19 protein-coding genes are annotated in these 20,918 nt (G+C 72.7%); 4 read left to right on the forward strand and 15 right to left on the reverse strand.

Annotated features, from left to right (window positions below; translation table 11 throughout):
* Positions 1-171 precede the first annotated feature (171 nt).
* The 6 genes from V3T34_RS01135 to tauA all read right to left on the reverse strand — a co-directional run bounded on the left by V3T34_RS01135 (position 172) and on the right by tauA (position 6,096).
* Positions 172-1,554 carry an aminotransferase family protein gene (locus V3T34_RS01135; RefSeq protein WP_305077069.1) on the reverse strand — a complete coding sequence of 461 codons (1,383 nt, stop codon included), beginning with the start codon at positions 1,552-1,554 and terminating at the stop codon, positions 172-174.
* A gap of 53 nt (positions 1,555-1,607) precedes the next feature.
* Positions 1,608-2,369 (reverse strand): SDR family NAD(P)-dependent oxidoreductase, encoded by a 762-nt coding sequence (locus V3T34_RS01140; protein WP_305077068.1) that lies wholly within the window; start codon positions 2,367-2,369, stop codon positions 1,608-1,610.
* 77 nt (positions 2,370-2,446) lie between these two features.
* Positions 2,447-3,214, reverse strand: coding sequence for a TSUP family transporter (locus V3T34_RS01145; protein ID WP_091889814.1), 768 nt, complete (start codon positions 3,212-3,214; stop codon positions 2,447-2,449).
* A 35-nt stretch (positions 3,215-3,249) separates the two neighbouring features.
* Positions 3,250-4,143, reverse strand: a complete 894-nt coding sequence (locus V3T34_RS01150) for an ABC transporter permease subunit (RefSeq protein WP_407942631.1) — start codon at positions 4,141-4,143, stop codon at positions 3,250-3,252.
* Positions 4,140-4,979 carry a taurine ABC transporter ATP-binding protein gene (locus V3T34_RS01155; protein ID WP_060848284.1) on the reverse strand — a complete coding sequence of 280 codons (840 nt, stop codon included), beginning with the start codon at positions 4,977-4,979 and terminating at the stop codon, positions 4,140-4,142. The genes V3T34_RS01150 and V3T34_RS01155 overlap by 4 nt, the downstream gene beginning before the upstream one ends.
* 58 nt (positions 4,980-5,037) lie before the next feature.
* Entirely contained in the window at positions 5,038-6,096 is a 1,059-nt protein-coding gene (gene tauA, locus V3T34_RS01160) for a taurine ABC transporter substrate-binding protein (RefSeq protein WP_305077067.1), read from the reverse strand.
* A gap of 234 nt (positions 6,097-6,330) precedes the next feature.
* Here tauA and V3T34_RS01165 point away from each other — a divergent pair, with 234 nt between their 5' ends.
* Positions 6,331-7,812, forward strand: coding sequence for an aminotransferase-like domain-containing protein (locus V3T34_RS01165; RefSeq protein WP_305077066.1), 1,482 nt, complete (start codon positions 6,331-6,333; stop codon positions 7,810-7,812).
* A 127-nt stretch (positions 7,813-7,939) separates the two neighbouring features.
* Here the strand turns inward: V3T34_RS01165 and V3T34_RS01170 are convergent, their stop codons facing one another.
* Together V3T34_RS01170 and V3T34_RS01175 are read right to left on the reverse strand one after the other, a co-directional pair.
* Entirely contained in the window at positions 7,940-8,911 is a 972-nt protein-coding gene (locus V3T34_RS01170; protein ID WP_305077064.1) for a LysR family transcriptional regulator, read from the reverse strand.
* A 225-nt stretch (positions 8,912-9,136) separates the two neighbouring features.
* Complete coding sequence (locus V3T34_RS01175) at positions 9,137-10,321, reverse strand: cupin domain-containing protein (RefSeq protein ID WP_091753990.1); 1,185 nt, start codon at positions 10,319-10,321, stop codon at positions 9,137-9,139.
* A gap of 179 nt (positions 10,322-10,500) precedes the next feature.
* On the opposite strand from V3T34_RS01175, the gene V3T34_RS01180 reads away from it, so the two are divergent.
* The 3 genes from V3T34_RS01180 to V3T34_RS01190 all read left to right on the forward strand — a co-directional run bounded on the left by V3T34_RS01180 (position 10,501) and on the right by V3T34_RS01190 (position 12,480).
* Positions 10,501-10,923 carry an EamA family transporter gene (locus V3T34_RS01180; protein WP_305077063.1) on the forward strand — a complete coding sequence of 141 codons (423 nt, stop codon included), beginning with the start codon at positions 10,501-10,503 and terminating at the stop codon, positions 10,921-10,923.
* A 204-nt stretch (positions 10,924-11,127) separates the two neighbouring features.
* Positions 11,128-11,319, forward strand: coding sequence for a hypothetical protein (locus V3T34_RS01185; protein ID WP_091753992.1), 192 nt, complete (start codon positions 11,128-11,130; stop codon positions 11,317-11,319).
* Positions 11,320-11,661: 342 nt separating this feature from the next.
* Entirely contained in the window at positions 11,662-12,480 is an 819-nt protein-coding gene (locus V3T34_RS01190; RefSeq protein WP_305077062.1) for a cobalamin-binding protein, read from the forward strand.
* 594 nt (positions 12,481-13,074) lie between these two features.
* Here the strand turns inward: V3T34_RS01190 and repB are convergent.
* From repB to V3T34_RS01225, 7 genes are all read right to left on the reverse strand, one after another.
* Positions 13,075-14,085 (reverse strand): plasmid partitioning protein RepB, encoded by a 1,011-nt coding sequence (repB, locus tag V3T34_RS01195; RefSeq protein ID WP_305077061.1) that lies wholly within the window; start codon positions 14,083-14,085, stop codon positions 13,075-13,077.
* Entirely contained in the window at positions 14,082-15,311 is a 1,230-nt protein-coding gene (gene repA / locus V3T34_RS01200; RefSeq protein ID WP_060848275.1) for a plasmid partitioning protein RepA, read from the reverse strand. Before repA ends, repB begins: the two co-directional genes overlap by 4 nt.
* A gap of 279 nt (positions 15,312-15,590) precedes the next feature.
* Complete coding sequence (locus tag V3T34_RS01205; RefSeq protein WP_305077058.1) at positions 15,591-16,385, reverse strand: ABC transporter ATP-binding protein; 795 nt, start codon at positions 16,383-16,385, stop codon at positions 15,591-15,593.
* Positions 16,382-17,743, reverse strand: a complete 1,362-nt coding sequence (locus tag V3T34_RS01210) for an ABC transporter substrate-binding protein (RefSeq protein WP_305077057.1) — start codon at positions 17,741-17,743, stop codon at positions 16,382-16,384. The genes V3T34_RS01205 and V3T34_RS01210 overlap by 4 nt, the downstream gene beginning before the upstream one ends.
* Positions 17,744-17,784: 41 nt before the next feature.
* Entirely contained in the window at positions 17,785-18,828 is a 1,044-nt protein-coding gene (locus V3T34_RS01215; protein ID WP_091889850.1) for a branched-chain amino acid ABC transporter permease, read from the reverse strand.
* Positions 18,829-18,856: 28 nt separating this feature from the next.
* On the reverse strand, positions 18,857-19,750 hold the full coding sequence (locus V3T34_RS01220) for a branched-chain amino acid ABC transporter permease (RefSeq protein WP_091889853.1): 894 nt from the start codon (positions 19,748-19,750) through the stop codon (positions 18,857-18,859).
* Positions 19,747-20,670 (reverse strand): ABC transporter ATP-binding protein, encoded by a 924-nt coding sequence (locus V3T34_RS01225; RefSeq protein WP_305077056.1) that lies wholly within the window; start codon positions 20,668-20,670, stop codon positions 19,747-19,749. The genes V3T34_RS01220 and V3T34_RS01225 overlap by 4 nt, the downstream gene beginning before the upstream one ends.
* Positions 20,671-20,918 lie beyond the last annotated feature (248 nt).

Raw genomic sequence — 20,918 nt, forward strand, 5'->3', positions numbered from 1 at the left:
GCCGCTCCAGCCGCGGGGCCACCGGTCCCCCCAGCCGGGGATCCTCCGCCCTGCATCCCGGATCGCGGCGCGCTCTCGCGACCGGGCCGGGGGGCCCCGGCGCGATGTCCGGAGGATCGTGCCGTGCCCGGACATCGCGCGCGTCCCGGGGCCGGGCGGGCCGCCGGAGCCTCAGGCGAACACCCGGGTCAGGGCCCCGTCGATCGCCTCGACGATCCGGTCGATGTCGTCCGGGGTCGCGATCAGGGCCGGGCTCAGGCACAGCGTGTTGTTGAGCCCGGCGAGCGAGCGGTTGGTGGCGCCGATGATGACGCCGTGCGCCATGCAGTCGGCCACCACCGCCTGGACCCGCTTCTCGTCCATCGGCTCGCGGGTGGCGCGGTCGGCGACGAGCTCGGCGCCGCAAAACAGGCCCTTGCCGCGCACGTCGCCGATCGCCGCGTGGCGCTCGGCGAGGCCGTGCAGGCCCGCCATCAGCCGCTCGCCCATCGCGACCGTGTTGTCGATCAGGCCCTCGTCCTCGATGATCCGCATGTTCTCGAGCGCGGCCGCCGGGCCGGCGGTGCAGCCGCCGAAGGTCGAGATATCGCGAAAATACGACATCGGGTCGGCGGCGTCGTCCTTGAACAGCGCGAACACCGCCTCGGTCGTCACCGTGCAGGCGATCGCCGCGTAGCCCGACGCCACCCCCTTGGCCATGGTGACGAAATCGGGCTGCACGCCGTAGTTCTGGTAGCCGAACCACGCACCCGTGCGGCCCATGCCGCAGACCACCTCGTCGATGTGGATCAGGATCTCGTGCCGGCGGCAGATGTCCTGCACCTTCTCCCAGTAGCCCTTCGGCGGCGTGATCACGCCGCCGCCGGCGGTGACGGGTTCGAGGCAGATCGCCCCGACGGTGTCGGGGCCCTCGCGCAGGATCACCGCCTCGATGGCGTCGGCGGCCATCTCGCCGTAATTCTCCACCCTCCCCCACTGGCTGCGGTATTCGAGGCAGTGGGGGACGGCCACGAAGCCGTCCGGGAACGGGCCGTACTGGTCGCGGCGCTGATCCTGGCCGGCGGCGGCGAGCGCCCCGATCGTGGTGCCGTGATAGTCGCGCTCGCGGTAGAGGATCTTGGATTTGCGCCCGCCATGGTGCCGGTGCGCGATCTGGCGCACCATTTTGAAGACCTTCTCGTTCGCCTCCGATCCCGAATTCGCGTAGTAGACCCGCGTCATGCCCGGCATCTTGGCGATCAGCCGCTCGGAGAACAGCGCCGCGGGGATCGATCCGGCCGAGCCGGCGAAGTAGTTGAGCTTGACCAGCTGGTCGCGCACCGCCTCGGCGATGCTGGTGCGCCCGTAGCCGACATTGACGGTCCAGACCCCGCCCGAGACCGCGTCGAGGTACTCGCGCCCGGTGGCGTCCCAGACCCGCATCCCCCTCCCCTCGACCATCACCCGCGGGTCGACGGTCTCGTAGGGCTTGTGCTGCGACAGGTGGTGCCAGACATGGGCCCGGTCGGCCTCGATGACGTGGCGCAGGTCGTTGGTGCGGGAGAGGTCGTTCATGGCCGAGTTTCCTGGCAGGGTTTCCTGATGGCGGGAGATGAGCGGACGATCCGTCAGGCCGCCGGGTCGCGCTCGATCGCGAAGGGGGCCCAGGACTGGGTCACCGGCATGATCTCCAGACTGTTGACGTTGACGTGGGGCGGCAGCGAGGCGACCCAGCCGACGGTCTCGGCGATGTCCTCGGGCCGGAGCGGGTGCGCGCCCTTGTAGAGGGCGTCGGAGGCCGCCTGGTCGCCGCCGGTGCGCACCAGCGTGAACTCGCTCTCGGACAGGCCGGGCTCGATCGAGGTGACCCTCACGCCCTTGGCCGAGAGGTCGCAGCGCAGCCCCAGCGAGAACTGCCGGACGAAGGCCTTGGTCCCGCCGTAGACGTTGCCGCCCGGATAGGGCCAGTGGGAGGCGATCGAGGCGAGGTTCACGACGAGGCCGCGATGGGCGATCAGCCGGTCGAGCAGGAGCCGGGTGATCGTGACGAGGCCGACGACGTTGGTGTCGATCATCGTCCGCCACTGGGCGAGGTCGCTCTCCTGCGCCGGCCCGGTGCCGAGCGCCAGCCCTGCATTGTTGACGAGGAGCGAGACCTCCGCGAAGGCCGGCGGCAGCGACGCGAGCGCGTTCCGGGTCGCCGCCTTGTCGCGGATGTCGAAGGCGAGCGGATGGGCGCGCTCGCTGCCGCCGAGCGCCGCCACCAGGGCGTCGAGCCGGTCGCGGCGGCGCCCGGTCACCACGACGCGCCAGCCGTCGCGGGCGAGCCGGCGGGCGATGGCGTCGCCGAAGCCCGCGGTGGCTCCGGTGACGAGGGCGATCTTGGACATGTGGGTCTCCGGAGAAGGGCATCGTGCGGGGAGCGGCGTCCCCCGATGCTAGAGGAAGGGCGCGGTCGCCGGGCGGCCTATCCGTGCCCGAGGGTGACGAAGGCTTCGCCGAGCGCCTGGACGAGGCCCGTCGCCGCGATGCCGGCGAGGCCCCCGGAGGCGAGGCGGCGCCACGCCACCGGCGAGAGGCGGGCCGAGAGGAGCGTGCCGGCGGCAAAGCCCAGCAGCGTCGGCACCCCGTAGAGGAGGACGAGGTCCCAGACCCCGGGCTCGATCGCCCCGAGGAGGCCGCGGCCGGCAAGGCCGAGGATGTCCGCCGCGCCGAAGAAGACCGCGAGGGTCCCCTTGAGGCGGTGGCGCTCGGCGCCGCTCGCCAGGAGCCAGGCCGAGATCAGCGGGCCGCCGACCGCGAAGGCGCTGATCAGCCCCCCGACCAGGGCCGCGACGGCGATGCCGATGCGCCGGTCGGCGAGCCAGGCCGGCGGACGGCGCACCAGGGCGACCCCGGCCGCTCCCAGCACCGCCACGGTCACGACGAGCCGCGCCGTGGTCTCGTCGAGGCCGACCGCCAGGGGGCCGCCGCAGGCCGCGCCGAGCAGGCCGGCGGCGAGGAGCGGGCGCAGGACCCGCCAATCGACCGAGACGCCCCGCCGGTCGAGGAGGAGGAGCGCCGTGAGGACGAGATCGGCCCCGAGGAGGAACGGGATGCCGGCCTGCGCGGAGGGCAGGAGCCCCAGGCCGAGGGCCGCGACGAGGCTGTAGCCGAAGCCGGTGACGCCCCGGAACGCGGCAGCCAGGAAGGTCACGCCGGTGAAGGCGAGGACGGACGGCGCGGGAAGGACCATGGTGGGACGGGCTCACGCCTCGATCGGGGAGAGGCTCACGCCTTGCCCTTCCAGGGGGTGAGGCGGCGCTCAAGCCGGCGCATGCCGAGCTCGAAGGCGCCGGCGAGCGCGCCGATCACCAGGATGCCCATGATCACGATGTCGGTGCGCAGGAAGTTCGAGGCGTTGAGCACCATCTGGCCGATGCCGGTCGAGGCCGCCACCATCTCGGCCGCCACCAGCGTGGTCCAGCCGACGCCCATGCCGATGCGCAGGCCCACCAGGATGTCGGGCAGGGCCGCCGGCAGGACGACGTGGCGCACCACCTGGGCGCGGCTCGCGCCCAGCGCCCGGGCGGCGTTGATCTGGTCGGCGCTCGCCGCCGCGACGCCGGCGCGCGCCGCGAGCGCCACGGGGGCGAAGCAGGCGAGGAAGATCAGCAGGATCTTGGAGGTTTCGCCGATGCCGAACCAGATGATGACGAGTGGCAGGTAGGCGAGCGGCGGCAACGGCCGGTAGAACTCGATGAAGGGATCGAGCACCGCGCGCAGGGTCGGGCTCAGGCCGGTGGCGAGCCCGACCGGGATCCCGATCAGGGCGGCGAGCAGGAAGGCGCCGGCGACCCGCACGAGGCTCATGGCGACGTGCTCGAGGAGCGGCGCGCCGTCGATGCGGCCCTCGACCGCGTCCGCGAAGGCCTTGAGCACGCTCTCGGGCCGGGGCAGGAACAGCGGCTTGACGAGGCCGGTCTGCGTGGCGACGCCCCAGGCGGCGAGCGCGACGGCGACCGTCGCGAGGCTGATCAGCAGGGTCTTGGGCGCGCGCCCGTGCATCGTGGCCCGGCGGCGGCCGAGCGGGGACAGGGCGCGCATCGCCGAATCGGGAGTGTCGGTCACGGTCTGGCCCGGGGCGGCAGGGACGGGAAGGGCGTGGGTCGCTGCGGATCTCATGCGGCGGCGCCTCGTGCGGTGTCGGCCCGCCCGGATCCCGGATCGGTCCGCGCGGGCTCGCCTCCGGTCCCGCCGTGGTCGTGGATGAAGCGCAGCACCCGCTCGCGCATCGCGATGAAGTCGGGGCTGGACTTCACCGCCCGGGCTTCCTCGCCGGCGAGGAAGCGGCGGCAGAAATCGAGCGGGACGATCTCGGCGATGCGGCCCGGCCGCGGGGTCATGATCACCAGCTTGGTGGCGAGGAAGATCGCCTCCTCGACCTCGTGGGTGATGAAGAACGCCATCTTCCGCGTGCGGGCCCAGATCGACAGGATCAGCTCCTGCACCTGCTCGCGGGTGAAGGCGTCGAGCGCGCCGAGCGGCTCGTCCATCAGCAGCATGCGGGGATCGGCGGTGAGCGCCCGGGCGATGCCGACCCGCTGCTGCATGCCGCCGGAGAGCTCGTAGATCCGCTTGCCCGCGCAATCGGCGAGGCCGACGAGGTCGAGCATCGCCCGGGCCCGCGCCTCGCGCTCGGGCCGCCGGACGCCCTGCATCCGCAGACCGAAGCCGACGTTCTCCAGCACGGTGAGCCAGGGCATCAGGGCGTGGCGCTGGAAGACGACGCCGCGATCCGCCCCCGGTCCGGCGACCGGGCGCCCGTCGAGCAGGATCTGCCCCTCCGTCGCCGGCAGGAAGCCGGCGATGCAGTTGAGCAGGGTCGTCTTCCCGCAGCCGGACGCACCGAGCGCGACCACGAACTCCCCCGGCTCGATCGTGAGATCGACCCAGGACAGGGCGACGGTGGCGCTCTCGCCCTCCCCGTACTGGACGCTGAGCTTGCGGATCTCCAGCATGACGGTCTCCTGGCTGTCGGGGCGTCCGGCCGGGGCCGGCCGGTCAGGGCTTGGCCGGTCAGGGCTTGGCCGCGGCCTTGGCCACGTCGGCGGTGACGAACGTGCCGTAATCGGGCGCGAGGTCGGGCACGCGCCCTTGCGCCTTCAGGAACTCCGCCGTGGACTTGAGCGCGCCCGCGGCCCCTCCGCCGAGCCAGCGCGGCGAGATCTGCTCGTCGATCGTCGGGAACCTGTAGGCGGCGAGGCCCGCCGGCACGTCCTCCGGGGCGGCGCCGGTCCACTTGGCGATCGCGGCGACCTGCGGCGTCCCCGCTTTCCAGGATTCGCCGGATCGCGCGTAATCCGCGTCCGCCGCGGCGAGCAGCCGGACGAAGGTGGTGAGGAAGCCGGGATGGGCGGCCTTGAAGGCGTTCGTCGCCACGATCCCGTCGAAGGTCGCCTTGCCCTTGGCGGCGAAGTCGCCGGCCGAGGCCAGCACCGTGCCGGACTTCTTGAGGTTCGTCAGCACCGGCGCCCAGATGAAGGCGGCGTCGATGTCGCCGCGCTCCCAGGCGGCGGCGATCTCGGGCGGGCGCATGTTGAGGACCCGGACGTCCTTGGCCGCGAGACCCGCCTCCTGCAGGGCGAAGGTCAGCTGGTAATGCGCCGTGGAGACGAACGGCACCGCGACCGTCTTGCCTTTCAGGTCCCGGATCGATGCGATCCCGGTGCCCTTGCGGGCGACGAGCTGCTCGGCGTCGCCGATGTCGTCGAGAATCCAGAACAGCGTGATCAGCAGGCCCTGCGAGGCGGCGGCCGCGACCGGCGAGGAGCCCGCCTCGCCGACATCGACGTTGCCCGAGGCCATCGCCCGGATGACGTCGCCGCCTCCGCCGAACTTGACCCATTTCACCTTGTAGCCGGTCTGCTTCTCCAGCTCGCCGCTCTCCATCAGGACCCGGATCGGCGTCATCATGTCCTGATAGGCGAAGGTGACCGTCTTCTCGGCGGCGATGGCCGGGACGGGGGAACCGAGCGCCGCGCCGATCGCCCCGGCGAGCGCCGACAGCCACACCGTCCTGCGGGTCGTCGCGCGGTTCGTGCCGGGGGGCGTCCGACGGGGTGTCTGGGTGGTCATGGTGCGGTCCTCGTGGCGGCCTCGACCGTGGGAACCCCCGCATTGAAGGGCAGCCGGCCCCCGTGCCGAAAGATCCAGTTCGGGCCGGTTTGGGCCCGGTCTGGACCAGTGGCGCGGTCCGCGCCGCTTGCGCGGGCATCTGCTGCCGTTTTCCGGCGCCGGCGCCCGCCGTTTCGGCAGCGGCGCCGGTCCCGGCGCTTTCCCGCATCGGGCGGGCGGGCGATACTGGCGGCCATGTCGAGCGACATTGCCTGGCGGATGCTGTTCGGGGGCCGGTCCGGCGACGAGCCGGCGTTGCACGCCCAGATCGGCCGGATGGTCGGCGAGGCGATCGCGGCCGGGCTGCTGGCGCCGGGCGCGCGGCTGCCCTCGAGCCGCGGCCTCGCGGCCGAGCTCGGCATCGCACGCAACACCGTCGTGGCGGCCTATGACGGTCTGGTCGACGCGGGCGTCCTCGTCTCGCGCGGCCGCAGCGGCTGCTTCGTCGCCCCGCCGGCGGCCTGCACCCCGCCCGGCCCGGATCCGGGGGCGCCCGGGGCGATGCAGGCTTGGTCCGGCCGCTTCGCGATCCGCCCCTCGCGCCTGCCCCAGATCACCAAGCCGCGCGACTGGACGCGCTACCCCTACCCGTTCCTGTTCGGGCAGTTCGACCCGAGCCTGTTTCCGGTCGCGGCCTGGCGCGAGAGCGTCAAGGCGGCCTCCAGCGTCAAGGAGATCAGCGGCTGGAGCTTCGACCAGGTCGACGACGACGACCGCGCCCTGATCGAGCAGCTCCGCCTGCGGGTGCTGCCGCGCCGCGGCATCCTCGCCGCCCCCGGCGAGATCATGGTGACGATCGGCTCGCAGCACGCCCTGTCGCTGCTGGTCCAGCTCCTCGTCGCCCGCCGCACCACGGTCGGGCTCGAGGATCCGGGCTACACCGACGCGCGCAACATGGTCGGGCTCGCGAGCGACCGGATCCGGCCGCTCGCCCGCGACGCCCGCGGCATCGTGCCGGACGGGGATTTCCGCGCCTGCGACGTCGCCTTCGTGACGATCGGCCATCAATGCCCGACGACCGCCGTCACGCCCCTGTCGCGGCGCCGCGAGCTTCTCGCCGCCGCGGCGCAGGACGACGTCGTCCTCGTCGAGGACGATTACGAGGCCGACCTCTCGACCGAGGAGGAGGCCGGGCTGCCGAGCCTCAAGAGCCTCGACGCCGACGGGCGGGTGATCCACGTCGGCTCGTTCTCGAAGGTTCTCGCGCCCGGCCTGCGCGTCGGCTACGTCGTCGCCCCGCCCGCGGTGATCGACGAACTGCGGGCGCTGCGCCGCCTGATGCTGCGCCACCCGCCGACCAACAACCAGCGCAGCCTCGCCGCCTTCATCGCGCTCGGGCATTACCGCGCCCACCTCGCGCGGACGGCCGCCCTCCTGCGCCCGCGGGCCGACCTCATCGCCGCGCTCGCGCCGGAGCTGATGCCGGCCTGCACGATCCGCCGCGGCTTCGGCGCGAAGAGCTTCTGGGTCGAGGGACCGGCGGGGCTCGACGCCCGGGCGCTCGGCGAGCGGCTCCGGGGCGAGGGCGTGCTGATCGAGCCCGGCGACATCTTCTTCCTGGATCCGGCGCGCGGGCGCCGGTTTTTCCGGCTCGGCTTCACGGCGATCCCGCTGCCGCAGATCGAGCCGGGCCTGCGGCGCCTCGCGGCGGCGCTAGAGCATTTTCCGACGAAGTAGGCTCCGTTTCGCCGATAGGAAATGCGGCAAGACCAATGACCTGGAGCAGCGCCCGGTTGCAGAGCGATCGGGCGCTGTTCTAGCGTCCTGCTCCGCCTGAGGCCCCCTCCCCTCCCCGTCCCGGCGGCTAATCGGCGACCGGTCCCGCCGGGGTCGCCGTGTCGCGGTCCGCCTCGTGCGGGCCGGACGCGAGGCCGCGGGCGCAGGCCGCGATCTGCCGCCGCAGCCAGGCGTGGCCCGGATGGCGCTCGACCCGCCTTGCCCAGACCAGGACCGAGCGGGTGACCGGCAGGTCGGGATCGGCCGGCAGGTCCGCGCAGGCGACCGGGTGCGTCGTCGCGAGGGTCCGGGCGATCCGGGCGCCCAGCACCGCCACCATGTCGGAGCGCGCGAGGATCGCCGCCGCCGACAGGAACGGCGCCGCCATCGCGATCCGGCGCGCCGGCAGGCCCCGGCGGCGCAGGATCGCGTCGAGGAAGCCGACGTCGTCGCCGGTCGAGGACACCACGAGGTGGGGCAGGCCAGCGAGGCGCTCGTAGCTGGGCGGCTCGGCGAGTGCCGGGTGACCGCGCCGGGCGACGACCGAGAACCCGTCGCGAAACAGCGTCGTGGTGCCGAAGCGCTCGCCCTCGACCCGGCCGCTGCCCACGACCGCGAGGTCGACGTCGCCGCGATCGAGGAGGTCGTCGAGGCGCACGGTGCCGCTCGGGCTCATGTGCAGGCGCAGGGACGGGGCCCGGCTCCCGATCCACTCGGCGATCGGCGCGGCCAGCACGACCGCGGCGGTGTTGTTGAGCACCAGGCGGAAGCTCGCGGTCGAGGAGGCCGGATCGAAGTGGTCCTGGTGCAGCGCCCCCTCGATCTCGGCGAGCGCCCGGCGCACCGGCTCGGCGAGGTCGAGGGCCCGGGGCGTCGGGGCCATGCCGTCGGGGCCGCGCACGAACAATTCGTCGTCGAAGGCCCGGCGCAGCCGCTGGAGCGCGTGGCTCACCGCGGACTGGCTCAGCGCCAGCCGCTCGCCGGCACGCGTGACGTGGCGCTCGCGCATGATCGCGTCGAACACGATGAGCAGCTTGAAGTCGAACGCGTCCCAGTTCACGGGCGCGGGTTGTAGCGGAGGGGCGCCGCGGGGGATAGGCGCGCATGGTGCCGATCCGGTGCGCGGCCGTCGGAACGGCTCCGCTTCGGCCCTAGGCGCCGTCTCCTCCCGGCGCGCCTCGCGTCCGCCGCGCCTGCTTTGCAGGCCGCCCTCCCCCGCGGACGGGGGAGGGTTTTCTCGCCCGCCGGGTCGCGCCTCGGCCGAGACTTCTCTTAACCTTACTTCTTATCCCTGCTTCAGCTTCGTCACCGTCTCGCCGGGTACGCCGGAAAAGTTGTTCGACAGCAGGTAGCGCGGGCTCGCCTTGATCCAGGTGTCGAGGTCGATCTCCTCGAACTTGCCGTTGTCCCAGGTCTGGACGATCTCGAGGTCCTCGTCGCCGACGTTCTTGATCGCGTGGCCGAAGCCCATCGGGATGTAGGCGACGTCGCCGGGCTTGAACTCGGCCACCTTGCCGCGCCCGCCCGAGCCGAACAGGGCGACCTGGCCCCTGCCCTTCAGGTAGTAGTGCCACTCGTTGGCGTTGACGTTCCAGTGCAGCTTGCGCATCTGCCCCGGCCGGATCGTCATCACGCCGCCCGACATCGTCTTCTGGATCGGCCACTCGTCCACCGTGGCGAGCCGGAAGGTGCCGCCGTCGAACTCGCGCACGGCGCGCGGATCCTTGAGCAGGCGGAACTTGTGGGTCGATTCCTTCGGCCAGGGCGCGTCAAGGGCATCCGCGACCGGCACGACGGGACCGGCCTGGATGTAGGCCTCGCCCTTCGGGAAGGCGTCGAAGGCGCTCGCCGGCAGGCCGAAATCGAGGGCCAGCATGTCCTTCGGCGTCACGTCGATCCAGTCGGTGATCGAGAAGGTGCCGTGTTCCGAGAAGGCGCCGTTGTCGAACGACAGGATGAAGTGGCAGGGCTTGTCGCCGATGGTCTGGATCGAGTGGCCGTGGCCCTTCGGAAAGTACCAGAGGTCGCCGGGCTCGTAGTTGTTGATCTCGCTCGCGCCCGAGGGGTCGAGCACCACGGTCTGGCAGCGCCCGTCGATGACGTAGGCCCATTCCGCCGCGATGGCGTGCCAGTGCAGCTCGCGCGAGGCGCCGGGCTCGAGGAACATGTGCACGCCCGCGATCCCCTTGCTGATGGGGAACTGGTGCACCGTCGCCTCCTTGGCCCAGCCGCCGGAGGTCACCTTCGGGCGGTTGCCGTCGAGGGAGAAGCGAAAGTCGGGCATCGCGCCGACATCCTGCGGATCGTGATAGGCGACCTTGGCGCCCGGCGGCAGCGAGACCGACCGGCGGCCGAACCCGCCGTCGCCCGGGTTGCCGTGGTCGTGCTCGAGGGCCTGCGCTCCCGAGGCCATCAGGGTGCCGGCGCCGAGCGCCGCCGTGCCGAGAAACAGCCGTCGCGACTGGTCCATGGTGTCCTCTCCCCCAGAAGATCGACGGGGCCGGCCGCGCCGGTCGCGTCGTCCGCCGCCCGTGCCGGGCCGTCGGGGCGGGAAGCTGGGCGAAGCCGGTGCGCCAGTGAAACGCATTGTCGGCATCGGCCCATGGCCGCCATTCATGATGGATCGGTTCGACGAGGAGGGATCGCCGGATGTCCTGGCAGCTCTGGGCACTGGTCTCGGCGGTGTTCACCGCGTTGACGGCGCTGCTCGCCCGGGCCGGCAGCGCCGGCGCGGAGTCGGATGCCGCCGCCTTCATGCGCTCGGTGGTCATCCTCCTGGCGCTCGGGGCGATCTGCCTCGCCACCGGCCAGTGGCAGGCGCTGCGCGGCCTCACCGGGCGCAACCTCGGCCTCCTCAGCCTGTCGGGCCTTGCCACCGCGGGGTCCTGGGCATGCTACTTCCGGGCGCTCAAGACCGGCGGCGCGGCGCAGGTCGCGACCCTCAACAAGCTGTCGATCGTGCTGGTCGCCGTGCTCGGCGCGACGCTGCTGGGCGAGCGCCTGTCGGGGATCAACTGGCTCGGGATCGGCCTCGTCGCCGCCGGCGCCTACCTGCTCGCCTACCGGGGCTGAGGGCGGCGGCGCGCACCGGTCGGCGACGGCGATCCGGGTCCGGGATCGGGGGAGAGCCCGCCCTCCGGCCCGCCGCCGCGAGGATGCGGTGGTCGCCGGCGATCTCCAGGACGCGCCGCCCCCTCGCCCCGAGCCCGCCTCCGCGGTTGACGCTCGCCGGCCGGCTCTAGATTCTCCCTCGTCGAGCTTGGAAGGAATCGTCTGATGCGTGCGCTTGCTGTTTCGATCGGATTGCTGACGGCCCTGTGGGTCGCCCCCGCGGCCGCGCATGGGTGCCATCAGGGCTGGCAGCAGGCCCCCGCGGAGGGCTGGCACAGCCACGGCATGAAGTGCGAGCCGCGCAAGGGGCTCGGCGTCTCCCGCCGGAACAAGGCGCACGGCCGCCGCGCCGCCTGAGCGGGCTCGCGTCGGCAGGCCAACGCGTCGTCCGCTGAGGCCCTCGTCTCGTCGCGGGCTCTTGCCGTGGGAACGGCGGCCGAGTTTCCGCACTCTGATCGAGGGCATCTCGCGGCGAGGCGCGGGCCGCCCCGTCGCAGGAAGTTTTGCACGATCGACGGCCTGGCGCAGCGTCCGATTGCCGTGCGATCGGGCGTCGCCCGGCGGGGGGACGGGGATGCAGTGCCGCCCCCTCCCCCGTCATCCGCCCCGACCGGCCTGGGCGGCGCCGGCCGGCGGCCTCCCCCGTGTGCCGGCGGCATGGCGGCGTCGCGATCCCCCGCCGCCCACGCGTGAGGTCCCGTGCGTCGCTTCCCACCCGAGAGGATCGTCTGCCTGACCGAGGAGACGGTCGAGACCCTGTACCTGCTCGGCGAGGACCACCGCATCGTCGGCGTCTCGGGCTACGCCGTCCGGCCGCCGCGGGTCCGGCGGGAGAAGCCGCGCGTGTCGGCCTTCACCTCGGCCGACATCCCGAAGATCCTGGCGCTGTCGCCCGACCTCGTCCTCACCTTCTCCGACCTGCAGGCGGACATCGTCGCCGCGCTGATCCGGGCCGGCGTGGCGGTGCACGCGTTCAACCAGCGCGACGTGGCGGGCATCCTGGCGATGATCCGCCTGCTCGGCGCGCTCGTCGGGGTTCCCGAAAAGGCGGAGGCGCTGGCGCGCGGCTACGAGGACAGGCTCGCGGCGGTCCGGGCCGCGACGGCCGGCCTGCCCCGGCCGCGGGTCTATTTCGAGGAATGGGACGAACCGCTGATCTCCGGGATCGGCTGGGTCTCGGAACTCGTCGCGCTCGCCGGCGGCGACGACGTCTTTCCGGCCCTGCGCGCTGGCCAGGCCGCCCGCGACCGGATCGTGTCGCCCGGGCAGGTGATCGCGGCGGCGCCCGACCTCATCCTGGCGTCCTGGTGCGGCAAGAAGGTCGTCGCGTCGCGCATCGCGTCCCGGCCCGGATGGGCCGGGATCCCGGCGGTCCGGGCCGGGCGGATCGTCGAGATCAAGTCGCCCCTGATCCTGCAGCCGGGCCCGGCGGCCCTGTCGGACGGCCTCGACGCGGTGTGTCGCGCGCTCGCCGCCGTCCGGGCGGACGACCACCATCGACCCCTTCCCCCGGCTTGACCGATCGCCGGCGCGTCGGCCGGTCATGGGTTGTCGCGTGCGGCGGGGCGGTGTCGCCAGGATGGGCCGGTCCTTACCACCTGGTAAGGGGGGTGAAGTGCTTGATTTCGTTGATGGTGATCGCCCGGGTGCGCCGAGACCGGGCGCGATGCGGCGTCGTCACGCGCCGCGCGGCGGCAGTATGGGCGGCCGACCCCGCGGGTGTCGGGCGAGTGCCCGGCGCTTCCCCGCGATGAAGGTCTCGCGCTCCGTCGGCATGGCCGATCCGGGCGCCGGCAGTCCGACCCGCGTCCGGCCGCGGGGCGGTCGGCGGATCTCGCAAGACAGTTCGACCTCGAGTCGGAGCCTTGTCCCACTCCGGACCTCATCCTTCGGGGGTCGGCCCACCGAAGATGGGCTGGCCTCGAAGGAGGGCGTGGATCGGACGAGGACTCCCGATCCCCGTCGCACCGGCCCGGTCGGCTCCCGGTCGCCCGCGCATCGTCCCGCGAACCGAGCCGCTCGGCCGCCGCGGGATGTCGCGACGCTCGTCCGGGCCACGGCTCCGCGGAGCGCGTCTTGCGCCGCCCTCGTCCCCGATCGGCGCGAGTCGGTTCAGGCTTTGCCCGCCCGATAGGCGGCCAGGAGCTCGGGGAGCCGTCCGGCGAGGTAGTCGCCGAAGCCGGGTTCGCTCGCCTCGTCGGTCGTCACCCGCACGCCGGCCGTGCTGCGCTCGATGCGGGCGAATTTCAGGCCCTTGGCGTCCTTCAGCGTCTCAGCCCTCGGCCTCCCGGCCGCCTTCGGGGTCGTCGTGAGCGCCGCCAGCACGGCGGAGAACCGCTCGTCCGACGTCTTGCCGGCGAGGTTCGGGGCGGCGAGGGCCTCGTCGATCCGCTCGGGCGCGGCGGCCTTGATCCGGTCGGCCAGGGTGAGCCAGTTCGGCCGGCCGATCCTCGGGGCGGGCCCGATCGTGGCGAGCACGGGGGCGGGAATCGCGTCCGCGACCGTCAGCAGGCTCGAGAGGTGGCTGGCCTGCAGGCCCATCGCCTTGGCGATGACGTCCCGGGCGACCCCGGCCTGCACCATGTTCCGGGCGAAGTGGGCCCGCTCGATGTAGCTCAGGTCGGCCCGCGCGAGGTTCTCGGACCCCTGCGCGATGATGAGCTCGGTGTCGCTCAACGGGCGCACGATGGCCCGCAGCGGACGGCCCAGGAGGCGCGCCGCGCGGTGCCGACGCCGGCCGTAGGCGATCTCGTAGCGGCCGGGCTCGCCGGGCTTCGGGCGGACCAGGGCGGGACTGCGCTGCCCCTCCTGGCGGATCTGCTCGACGAAGGCGTCGAACGCCGCGTCGGTCGTGTCGGGTACGCGGTCGGCGATCGCGGACGGGTCGCAGATCTCCGGATCGAGCTCGACCACGCTGCCGTCGCGCTCGGCGTCGGCGGCCGCGCGCGCCTGTTCCTGCGCCTGCCAGGCCGCGCCGAAGGAGCGGGCCGCGGCGGTCCGGCGCGGGGAGGGGGGATTACCAGCTGGTAAGGGGGGTGAAGTTGTTGATGGCGTTGAGGATGGGGTGTCCGGCGCCAGCTCCGGCGCGGGCCGGGCCATCAGGTGGCGGATGCTCTTGCTCATGCCCGCCCCCACGCGGTGCGGATCAGCGCCTCGATCTCCCGGTTGACGTCGTCGAAGGCGTCCAGCGCCCGCCGGTAGGTGGCACGGCTCACCTCGTCGCTGCGGTCCCGGCCGAGCGGCGTCTCGTAGATGGTCTGGCCGATGAGGCCCGAGGTCGAGACAGCCGGGGTCTGGAGCATCGCCTTGGGCAGCACGTAGCTCCCGAACAGGTCCTGCAGCATCCCGACGACCGAGGTCTGCGGCACGCTCTGCGGGTCGTACCGGGTGATGAGGTAGCGGAACCAGTCCTGGGCCGGCGGCGGGGCGCCCTCGGCCTGCACCGTCTCCATGAGATCGCTCATCATCGTGAGGAACTGGCGCATCGACGCGAGGTCGATCATCTGCGGATGAACGGTGATCAGAGTCGCGGTGGCCGCGCAGAGGGCCGAGATCGCGAAATAGCCGAGCCGGGGAGGGCAGTCGATCACCACCACGTCGTAGTCGTCGGCCACGCTCTCGATCGCGACGGGCAGGCGGGCGAAGAACGGAGGGCCGCCCGACCTGCGCCGCTCGGGGCTCGACATCAGCGGGGCGTAGAACTCGAACTCCTCGAGCTCGAGGTTCGCCGAGGCGAGGTCGAGCCCGGTGAAGTAGGTCTTGCGGATCACCTCCCGCAACGGGCGCTGGCCCTCGCCGTAGCGGACGGCGTCGTAGATCGTCGGAAAGCTGTCGTCCGGGCGGATGCCGAGCAGGGTGGACAGGCTGGCCTGCGGGTCGGCGTCGATCGCCAGCACGCGATAGCCGTGGAGGGCGAGGTAATGGGCGAGCCCGGCCGTGTGCGTGGTCTTGGCCGAGCCGCCCTTGAAGTTCGTCAGCGCGATGACCTGGAGGTGCTCGCCCTTCGCCGCGTCGCGGTGCGGAAGGTAGCCCCGCCCGACGCGGTCGATCTCGTGGAGGTATCGGCGCACCGCGTGGATCTCGGCCAGCGTGAAGTAGCGCCGTCCCGCCGGCCCGATCTCGAGGTCCGGCGTGAGCCGGTCGAAGGGAAGCTGGCGCAGGCGCACCTCGGTGATGCCGAGCAGCCGCGCCGTCTCGCCGGCCGAGAACCGCCGCAGGGTCTTCTGCGCCGTCGGGGGATAGAAGCCGACGGCCAGGTCCTGCAGTTTCCCGCCCAGAAGCCGCGCATGGCTCGCCGCGATCTGATTGGAGGGCGTCTCGGCGCCATCCATGGGGACGTGCTGGTTCATGACCCTTCTCGCTAGCGGTCAAACGACGGAATACGCCATACCACCGCTAGCGACGTGATGGGATCGTTTCGGGCCGCACGCGGCGTCCCCCCGCAAGCCCCGCACAAGCTTGTCTCCGGTGCCGGCACGGCGGCGAGGGGAGAGGAGGGGAGGGGAGCCGTCCGGCTCCGTCACCGCCGGATGTCCTGCCGGCGGGCGGCGCCCTCGCCGCCTCCCCGGGCACCGTCCCCCGCGGGCGGCCGCGGCGTCCGGCCGTTCGTCGCGTTCGGGCGCGCCGCTTCAGTACCCGGCCGCGGCGAGGGCGCCGTCCGCGGCGCGCGGTTCCGGGCCCTGCCCGAGATAGAGCCGCCGGATGTCGTCGCGGGCGCGCAGCGCCCGGGCGGGGCCCTCCAGGACCGAACGGCCGGTCTCCAGCACCACGCACCGATGGGCGTGGCGCAACGCCAGGGCGACGTTCTGCTCGGCCACCAGCAGCGTCAGGCCCTCGGCGCGGTTGAGGCCGACTAGGATGGCGTAGATCTCGTCGGTCACCTTCGGGGCGAGGCCCATCGACGGCTCGTCGAGGACGAGGAGGCGCGGGCGCCCCATCAGGGCGCGGCCGATCGCCGTCATCTGCTGCTCCCCGCCCGAGACGAGGCCCGCGGGCAGCCCGCGCTTCTGCGCGAGGCGCGGGAACAGGGCGTAGATCCGCTGGAGGTCCGCGCGCAAGTCGCTCCGGCCCGAGCCGCGGCCGAGGCCGCCCGCGACCAGGTTCTCCTCGACGCTGAGGCTGCGGAAGCAGTGGCGCCCTTCCAGCACGCCGACGAGGCCGCCGCGCACCAGCGCGTCCGTACGGGTGCGCGTCACGTCCCGTCCCGCATAGGACACGCGGCCGGCGACGATCCGCCCGCCGGAAGCGGGCAGGAGATGCGAAACCGCCCGGAGCAGCGTGGTCTTGCCGGCGCCGTTCGAGCCGGCAAGCGCGACGATCTCCCACTCGCGCACCGTCAGGTCGACCCGGGACAGCGCCCTGACCCCGTCGCCGTAGACCGCCTCCAGCGCCTCGACGCGCAGGAGATCCCGCCCGGCGGTCACTTGACGTCCGCCGCGGCGCGCTTGCCGGATTGGGCGTCCGCCCGCTCCTCGGCGGCGCAGTCCCGGGGCGTCAGGCCGTGCTCCTTGGCGTAGGCGGTCGAGGAGGCCTCGATGATCGGGCGCAGGGTCGCCCAGTCGGGCTTGATCCAGTCGGAGACGACGGTCCATTTCGCGCCGTCCCACTGCTGGAACGTGACGCGGCCCTCGCCCTCGTGGTTGGCGCAGGTGACGTTGATCGAGTGGAACAGCCCCTTGGCACCGAGCGCGGCGACCCGCGCCTCGTCGAGGCGCAGGTGCTCGAAGCCCCAGCGGACCTCGTCGCCGGTCAGCGTGCGGTGGCCGAACCTCTCCTGGGCGATCCGCACGGCCTCGACGTTCAGGATGCCGTTCAGCACGCCGAGATTGTGGTAGACGCTGCCGATCCGCTTCCGGTCGGCGAGGTTGCCCGCGCCCTTGTCGTAGACCGCGCGGACGATCTCCTGGATGACCGGGTACTGCGCGCCGGAGGCCTGGGTGGTGATGGCGACGTAGCCCTTGGCGGCCTCGCCGGCCGGGATCACGTCCTCCTCGGAGTTGGACCAGACGTTGCCGACGATGCGGCCGGCGGGGAATCCGGTCTTCTGGGCCGTCTTGAGGGCGACGGGGTTCATCACCCCCCAGCCGCGCAGCACCACGTAATCCGGCTTCAGGCGACGGATGGCGAGCCACTGCGATTGCTGCTCGTTGCCGGGATGCGGCACCTCGATCTGCTCGACCTTGAAGCCGTAGCGCTTCGCCAGCAGGTCGTAGATCGGGATCGTCTCCTTGCCGTAGGGCGAGCCGTGGTAGAGCACCGCGATCGTCTTGCCCTTCAGCCTGTCGAGGCCGCCCTCGCGGCCGGCGAGGTATTCGACGATGCCGGAGGTCTCGCTGTAGGGGTTGAGCAGCAGCGGGAAGACGTAGGGAAACACCCGCCCGTCGGTGGAATCGGTGCGGCCGTGGTTGATCGTGATCAGCGGCACCTTGTCGGCGGTGATGCGGTCGATCATCGCGTAGGCGATGCCGACCGAGAGCGGGTTCCAGGCCGCGATGCCGGGGCGCGACTTCAGCCGCTCGTAGACCTCGACGCCCCGCTCCACCTCGTACTGGGTCTCGCCCTCGCTCCAGGTGAGCTTGACCCCGTTCACGCCGCCGTCGCGGCTGTTGACGAGGTTCAGGTAGTCGATGAATCCGCCGAAGAAGCCCGTTCCCCCGGCGGCGTAGGGCCCGACGCGGTAGCTCTGGAGCGGGAAGTACTGCTCGGCGGCGGAGGCGCTCGCGCCGAGGGCGAGGAGGGCGGCGCCCGCCAGCAGGGCGCGGATCGGGGTCGTGCGGGGCATCGCGAAGAATCTCCGTCGGGAATGGGAGCGGGGAGGGCGGGTCAGGCCGGGACGCGCCGGGGGCGGTCGAACAGCCGGGTGAAGAGGCGGTCGAGAAGGGCGCTGAGGCCGGCCGGCTCGCGGATCAGGACGGCGACGATGAGCGCGCCGAGCACGATGCGCTGGACCATCTCCAGCGTGCCGGAATCGAAGCCGTCGCCGAGGAGGGCGGCCCCGAGCCGCGACAGGACCAGCGGCAGCACGACGATGAAGCCCGCGCCCAGGAAGGCGCCCCGCAGGGTGCCGAGCCCGCCGATGATGACGATGAACAGGATCTGGAACGAGCGGTCGAGGTTGAACCCCGCCGGCTCCACGGTGCGCAGGTAGGCGAAGGCCCACAGCACCCCGGCGACCCCGACGACGAAGGAGGACAGCGCGAAGGCGAGGAGCTTGGTGCGCGCCACCCTCACGCCGACGATGCGCGCCGCCGTCTCCTGGTCGCGGATCGCCACGAGGTCGCGCCCGGTCGGCGAGCGCACCAGGCGCCAGGCGGCGAACGTGAGGAGCGAGACGACGACGAGCGAGACCGCGTAGCGCCCGCGAGCGTCCTCGAACGACCATCCGGCCAGGACGAGGCGCGGGGCGCCGATCACGCCCGACGGGCTGTCGTTCGACAGCCACCCGATGCGGTTGAGCGCCCAGGCGACGAAGAACTGCGCGGCGAGCGTCGAGACCGCGAGGTAGAACCCCCGCAGCCGCAGGGCGGGCAGCCCCGCGACGAGCCCGGCCGCCGCGGCGGCGAGCCCCCCGCCGAGGAACGCGGCCGGCAGGGGCAGGCCGGGGACGCGCAGGGACAGGTTGAAGGCCGCGTAGGCCCCGACCGCCATGAAGGCGGCCGAGCCCAGGGACAGGAGGCCGGCATAGCCGACGAGCAGGTTGAGCCCGAGCCCCGCGAGGGCGAGCGCCAGGAAGGGCGTGAGGATCGCCTCGAGCAGGTAGTCCCCGGCGACGAGCGGCACGAGCCCGTAGGCGAGGGCGAGGAGCAGCCCGATCCCGGCCGGTCCGGACAGGCGCCGGAACCGTGCGGGATGGGGAAGAGCGGTCATGGGTGTGTTCATGGGAGTGCTCACGGGATCACGCCCTCTCGACGCTGCGCCGGCCGAACAGACCGGCCGGGCGGACGAGCAGCAGGGCGAGCGCCGCCACGTAGGCGAACCAGCCCTCGATGCCGCCGCCGATCACGGGGCCGAGATAGACCTCCGCCAGCTTCTCGGCGGCGCCGACGATCAGCCCGGCCACGATGGCCCCGGCGATGGAATCGAACCCGCCCAGCACGAGCACCGGAAGCGCCTTGAGCACCACGAGGGAGAGGGAGAACTGCACCCCGAGACGCGCCCCCCAGAGCAGCCCGGCGACCAGGGCGACGACGCCGGAGGCGATCCACACCGCCGACCAGATCCGCGGCAGGCGAAGCCCGATGCCGAGCGCCGCCAGCGGGTCGTCGGCCACCGCCCGGAAGGCGAGGCCGGTGCGGGTGGTGTGGAAGAACAGGGTGAGCACCGCCACCAGAACCCCGGCGATCGCCGCGGCGACGAGGTCGAACCGGCTCACCAGGACGCCGCCGAATTCGAGCGGCGTGTCGTCGATGCCGAGATCGAGCGCGTGGACCTGCGTGCCCCAGGCGAGCTGTGCCGCGCCCTCGATGACGTAGGCGACGCCCAGCGTCGCCATGAACAGGGTGATGGGCGGCTGGTTCACCAGCGGGCGCAGCACCGCCCGCTCGACGGCGAGGCCGACCAGCGCCATCACGGCGAGCGTCGCCGCGAAGGCCGCCGGGACGGGCAATCCCCGCTCGACCAGGCTGACGAAGGTCAGCGCCGCGAACAGCACCATCGCCCCCTGGGCGAAGTTGAGCACGCCCGAGGTCTTGTAGATCAGCACGAAGCCGATCGCCACGAGGGCGTACATCACGCCCGACAGAAGGCCGCCGACGACGACCTCGACGAAGAACGAGACGTCGGGGCTCATGCCGCCTCTCCCGCGTGCTCGTCGCCGCCGAGATAGGCGGCGATCACCGCCGGGTCGGCCTGGACCTGCGCCGGGGTGCCGTGGGCGATCCGGCGCCCGTGATCCAGCACGGTGACGCGGTCCGAGAGGCGCATGACGACGCCGATATCGTGCTCGATCAGCACGATTGCGCTGCCGAGGCGCTCCCGCGCCTCCCGGATGAAGCGGCTCATCTGCGCCTTCTCGGTGGCGGTCATGCCGGCCATCGGCTCGTCGAGGAGCAGGAGGCGCGGCCGCGCGACCAGCGCCCGGGCGAGCTCGACCCGCTTCTGCACGCCGAACGGCAGGGTCCCGGCCGGCCTGCCGGCCATCGCGGCGAGGTCGAGGTCGGCCATCACCTCCGCGGCCCGCGCCCGGTGGGCTTGCGCCTCGCGCCTTGCATGCGGCAAGCCGAGCGCTTGCGCGGCAAATCCCGCCCGCTGCGCGCCGGCAAGGCCGGAGAGCACGTTATCGAGAACGCTCAAGCCCTTGAACAGGGCGAGGTTCTGGAACGTCCGCGCGACCCCGAGGGCGGCGAGGCGCCCCGCCGGGACGGTCGAGAAGGTCGCCTCGCTGATCCGCACGCGGCCGGATTGCGGGACGTAGAGGCCGCTGATCGCGTTGATCAGCGAGGACTTGCCGGCACCGTTCGGGCCGATCACCGCGTGGATCTCGCCGGGTTCGACCGCGAGGTCGATCGCCTCGAACGCTGTCGTGCCGCCGAAGGCCAGCGTGAGGCCCTCGACGGCCAGGATGGCGGAGCCGGCAGGCGGCGCGGATCGCGCCGGCGCCGCGGCCAGGGCCCGCGCGCTGCGCCGCGGCGCGGCGCGGCCGGGCAGGGGCGCCACCCGCCTCAAGGCGGACGGCAGCCAGGACGAGTGCGGTGGGGCGGACGAGACCATCGCTCCGGCAGCTTCCTGTTCAAGCAGAGATGTGCGAAAGCCGGGATCGATTGCCGCGCGAGGCGTCAATGCAATCGATATTAGCTGATATGTATGATTTAACGGTGGTTTCGACGCGCTGTCAAAAGCATTGAACGCTCTTTTTCAGCGCGTTCCTGCGTCGATTTTTTCGCGGCTGCCGTACCGAAAGGGAGATTTCGTCTGTCGCCTGGCGGCGCCGCGGCGGCCGGCCGGTGGGCCCGGATCCG

It is taken from the genome of Methylobacterium ajmalii (assembly GCF_036448855.1).
Taxonomy (GTDB): domain Bacteria; phylum Pseudomonadota; class Alphaproteobacteria; order Rhizobiales; family Beijerinckiaceae; genus Methylobacterium; species Methylobacterium ajmalii.

Coding starts and splice junctions, on each gene's coding strand:
- V3T34_RS01225 (WP_305077056.1), bottom strand. CDS start 20,670: ATGGTCTCGTCCGCCCCACCGCACTCGTCCTGGCTGCCGTCCGCCTTG.
- V3T34_RS01185 (WP_091753992.1), top strand. CDS start 11,128: ATGCGTGCGCTTGCTGTTTCGATCGGATTGCTGACGGCCCTGTGGGTC.
- V3T34_RS01145 (WP_091889814.1), bottom strand. CDS start 3,214: ATGGTCCTTCCCGCGCCGTCCGTCCTCGCCTTCACCGGCGTGACCTTC.
- V3T34_RS01150 (WP_407942631.1), bottom strand. CDS start 4,143: ATGAGATCCGCAGCGACCCACGCCCTTCCCGTCCCTGCCGCCCCGGGC.
- V3T34_RS01220 (WP_091889853.1), bottom strand. CDS start 19,750: ATGAGCCCCGACGTCTCGTTCTTCGTCGAGGTCGTCGTCGGCGGCCTT.
- V3T34_RS01180 (WP_305077063.1), top strand. CDS start 10,501: ATGTCCTGGCAGCTCTGGGCACTGGTCTCGGCGGTGTTCACCGCGTTG.
- repB (WP_305077061.1), bottom strand. CDS start 14,085: ATGAGCAAGAGCATCCGCCACCTGATGGCCCGGCCCGCGCCGGAGCTG.
- V3T34_RS01155 (WP_060848284.1), bottom strand. CDS start 4,979: ATGCTGGAGATCCGCAAGCTCAGCGTCCAGTACGGGGAGGGCGAGAGC.
- V3T34_RS01135 (WP_305077069.1), bottom strand. CDS start 1,554: ATGAACGACCTCTCCCGCACCAACGACCTGCGCCACGTCATCGAGGCC.
- tauA (WP_305077067.1), bottom strand. CDS start 6,096: ATGACCACCCAGACACCCCGTCGGACGCCCCCCGGCACGAACCGCGCG.
- V3T34_RS01175 (WP_091753990.1), bottom strand. CDS start 10,321: ATGGACCAGTCGCGACGGCTGTTTCTCGGCACGGCGGCGCTCGGCGCC.
- V3T34_RS01140 (WP_305077068.1), bottom strand. CDS start 2,369: ATGTCCAAGATCGCCCTCGTCACCGGAGCCACCGCGGGCTTCGGCGAC.
- repA (WP_060848275.1), bottom strand. CDS start 15,311: ATGAACCAGCACGTCCCCATGGATGGCGCCGAGACGCCCTCCAATCAG.
- V3T34_RS01165 (WP_305077066.1), top strand. CDS start 6,331: ATGTCGAGCGACATTGCCTGGCGGATGCTGTTCGGGGGCCGGTCCGGC.
- V3T34_RS01210 (WP_305077057.1), bottom strand. CDS start 17,743: ATGCCCCGCACGACCCCGATCCGCGCCCTGCTGGCGGGCGCCGCCCTC.
- V3T34_RS01215 (WP_091889850.1), bottom strand. CDS start 18,828: ATGACCGCTCTTCCCCATCCCGCACGGTTCCGGCGCCTGTCCGGACCG.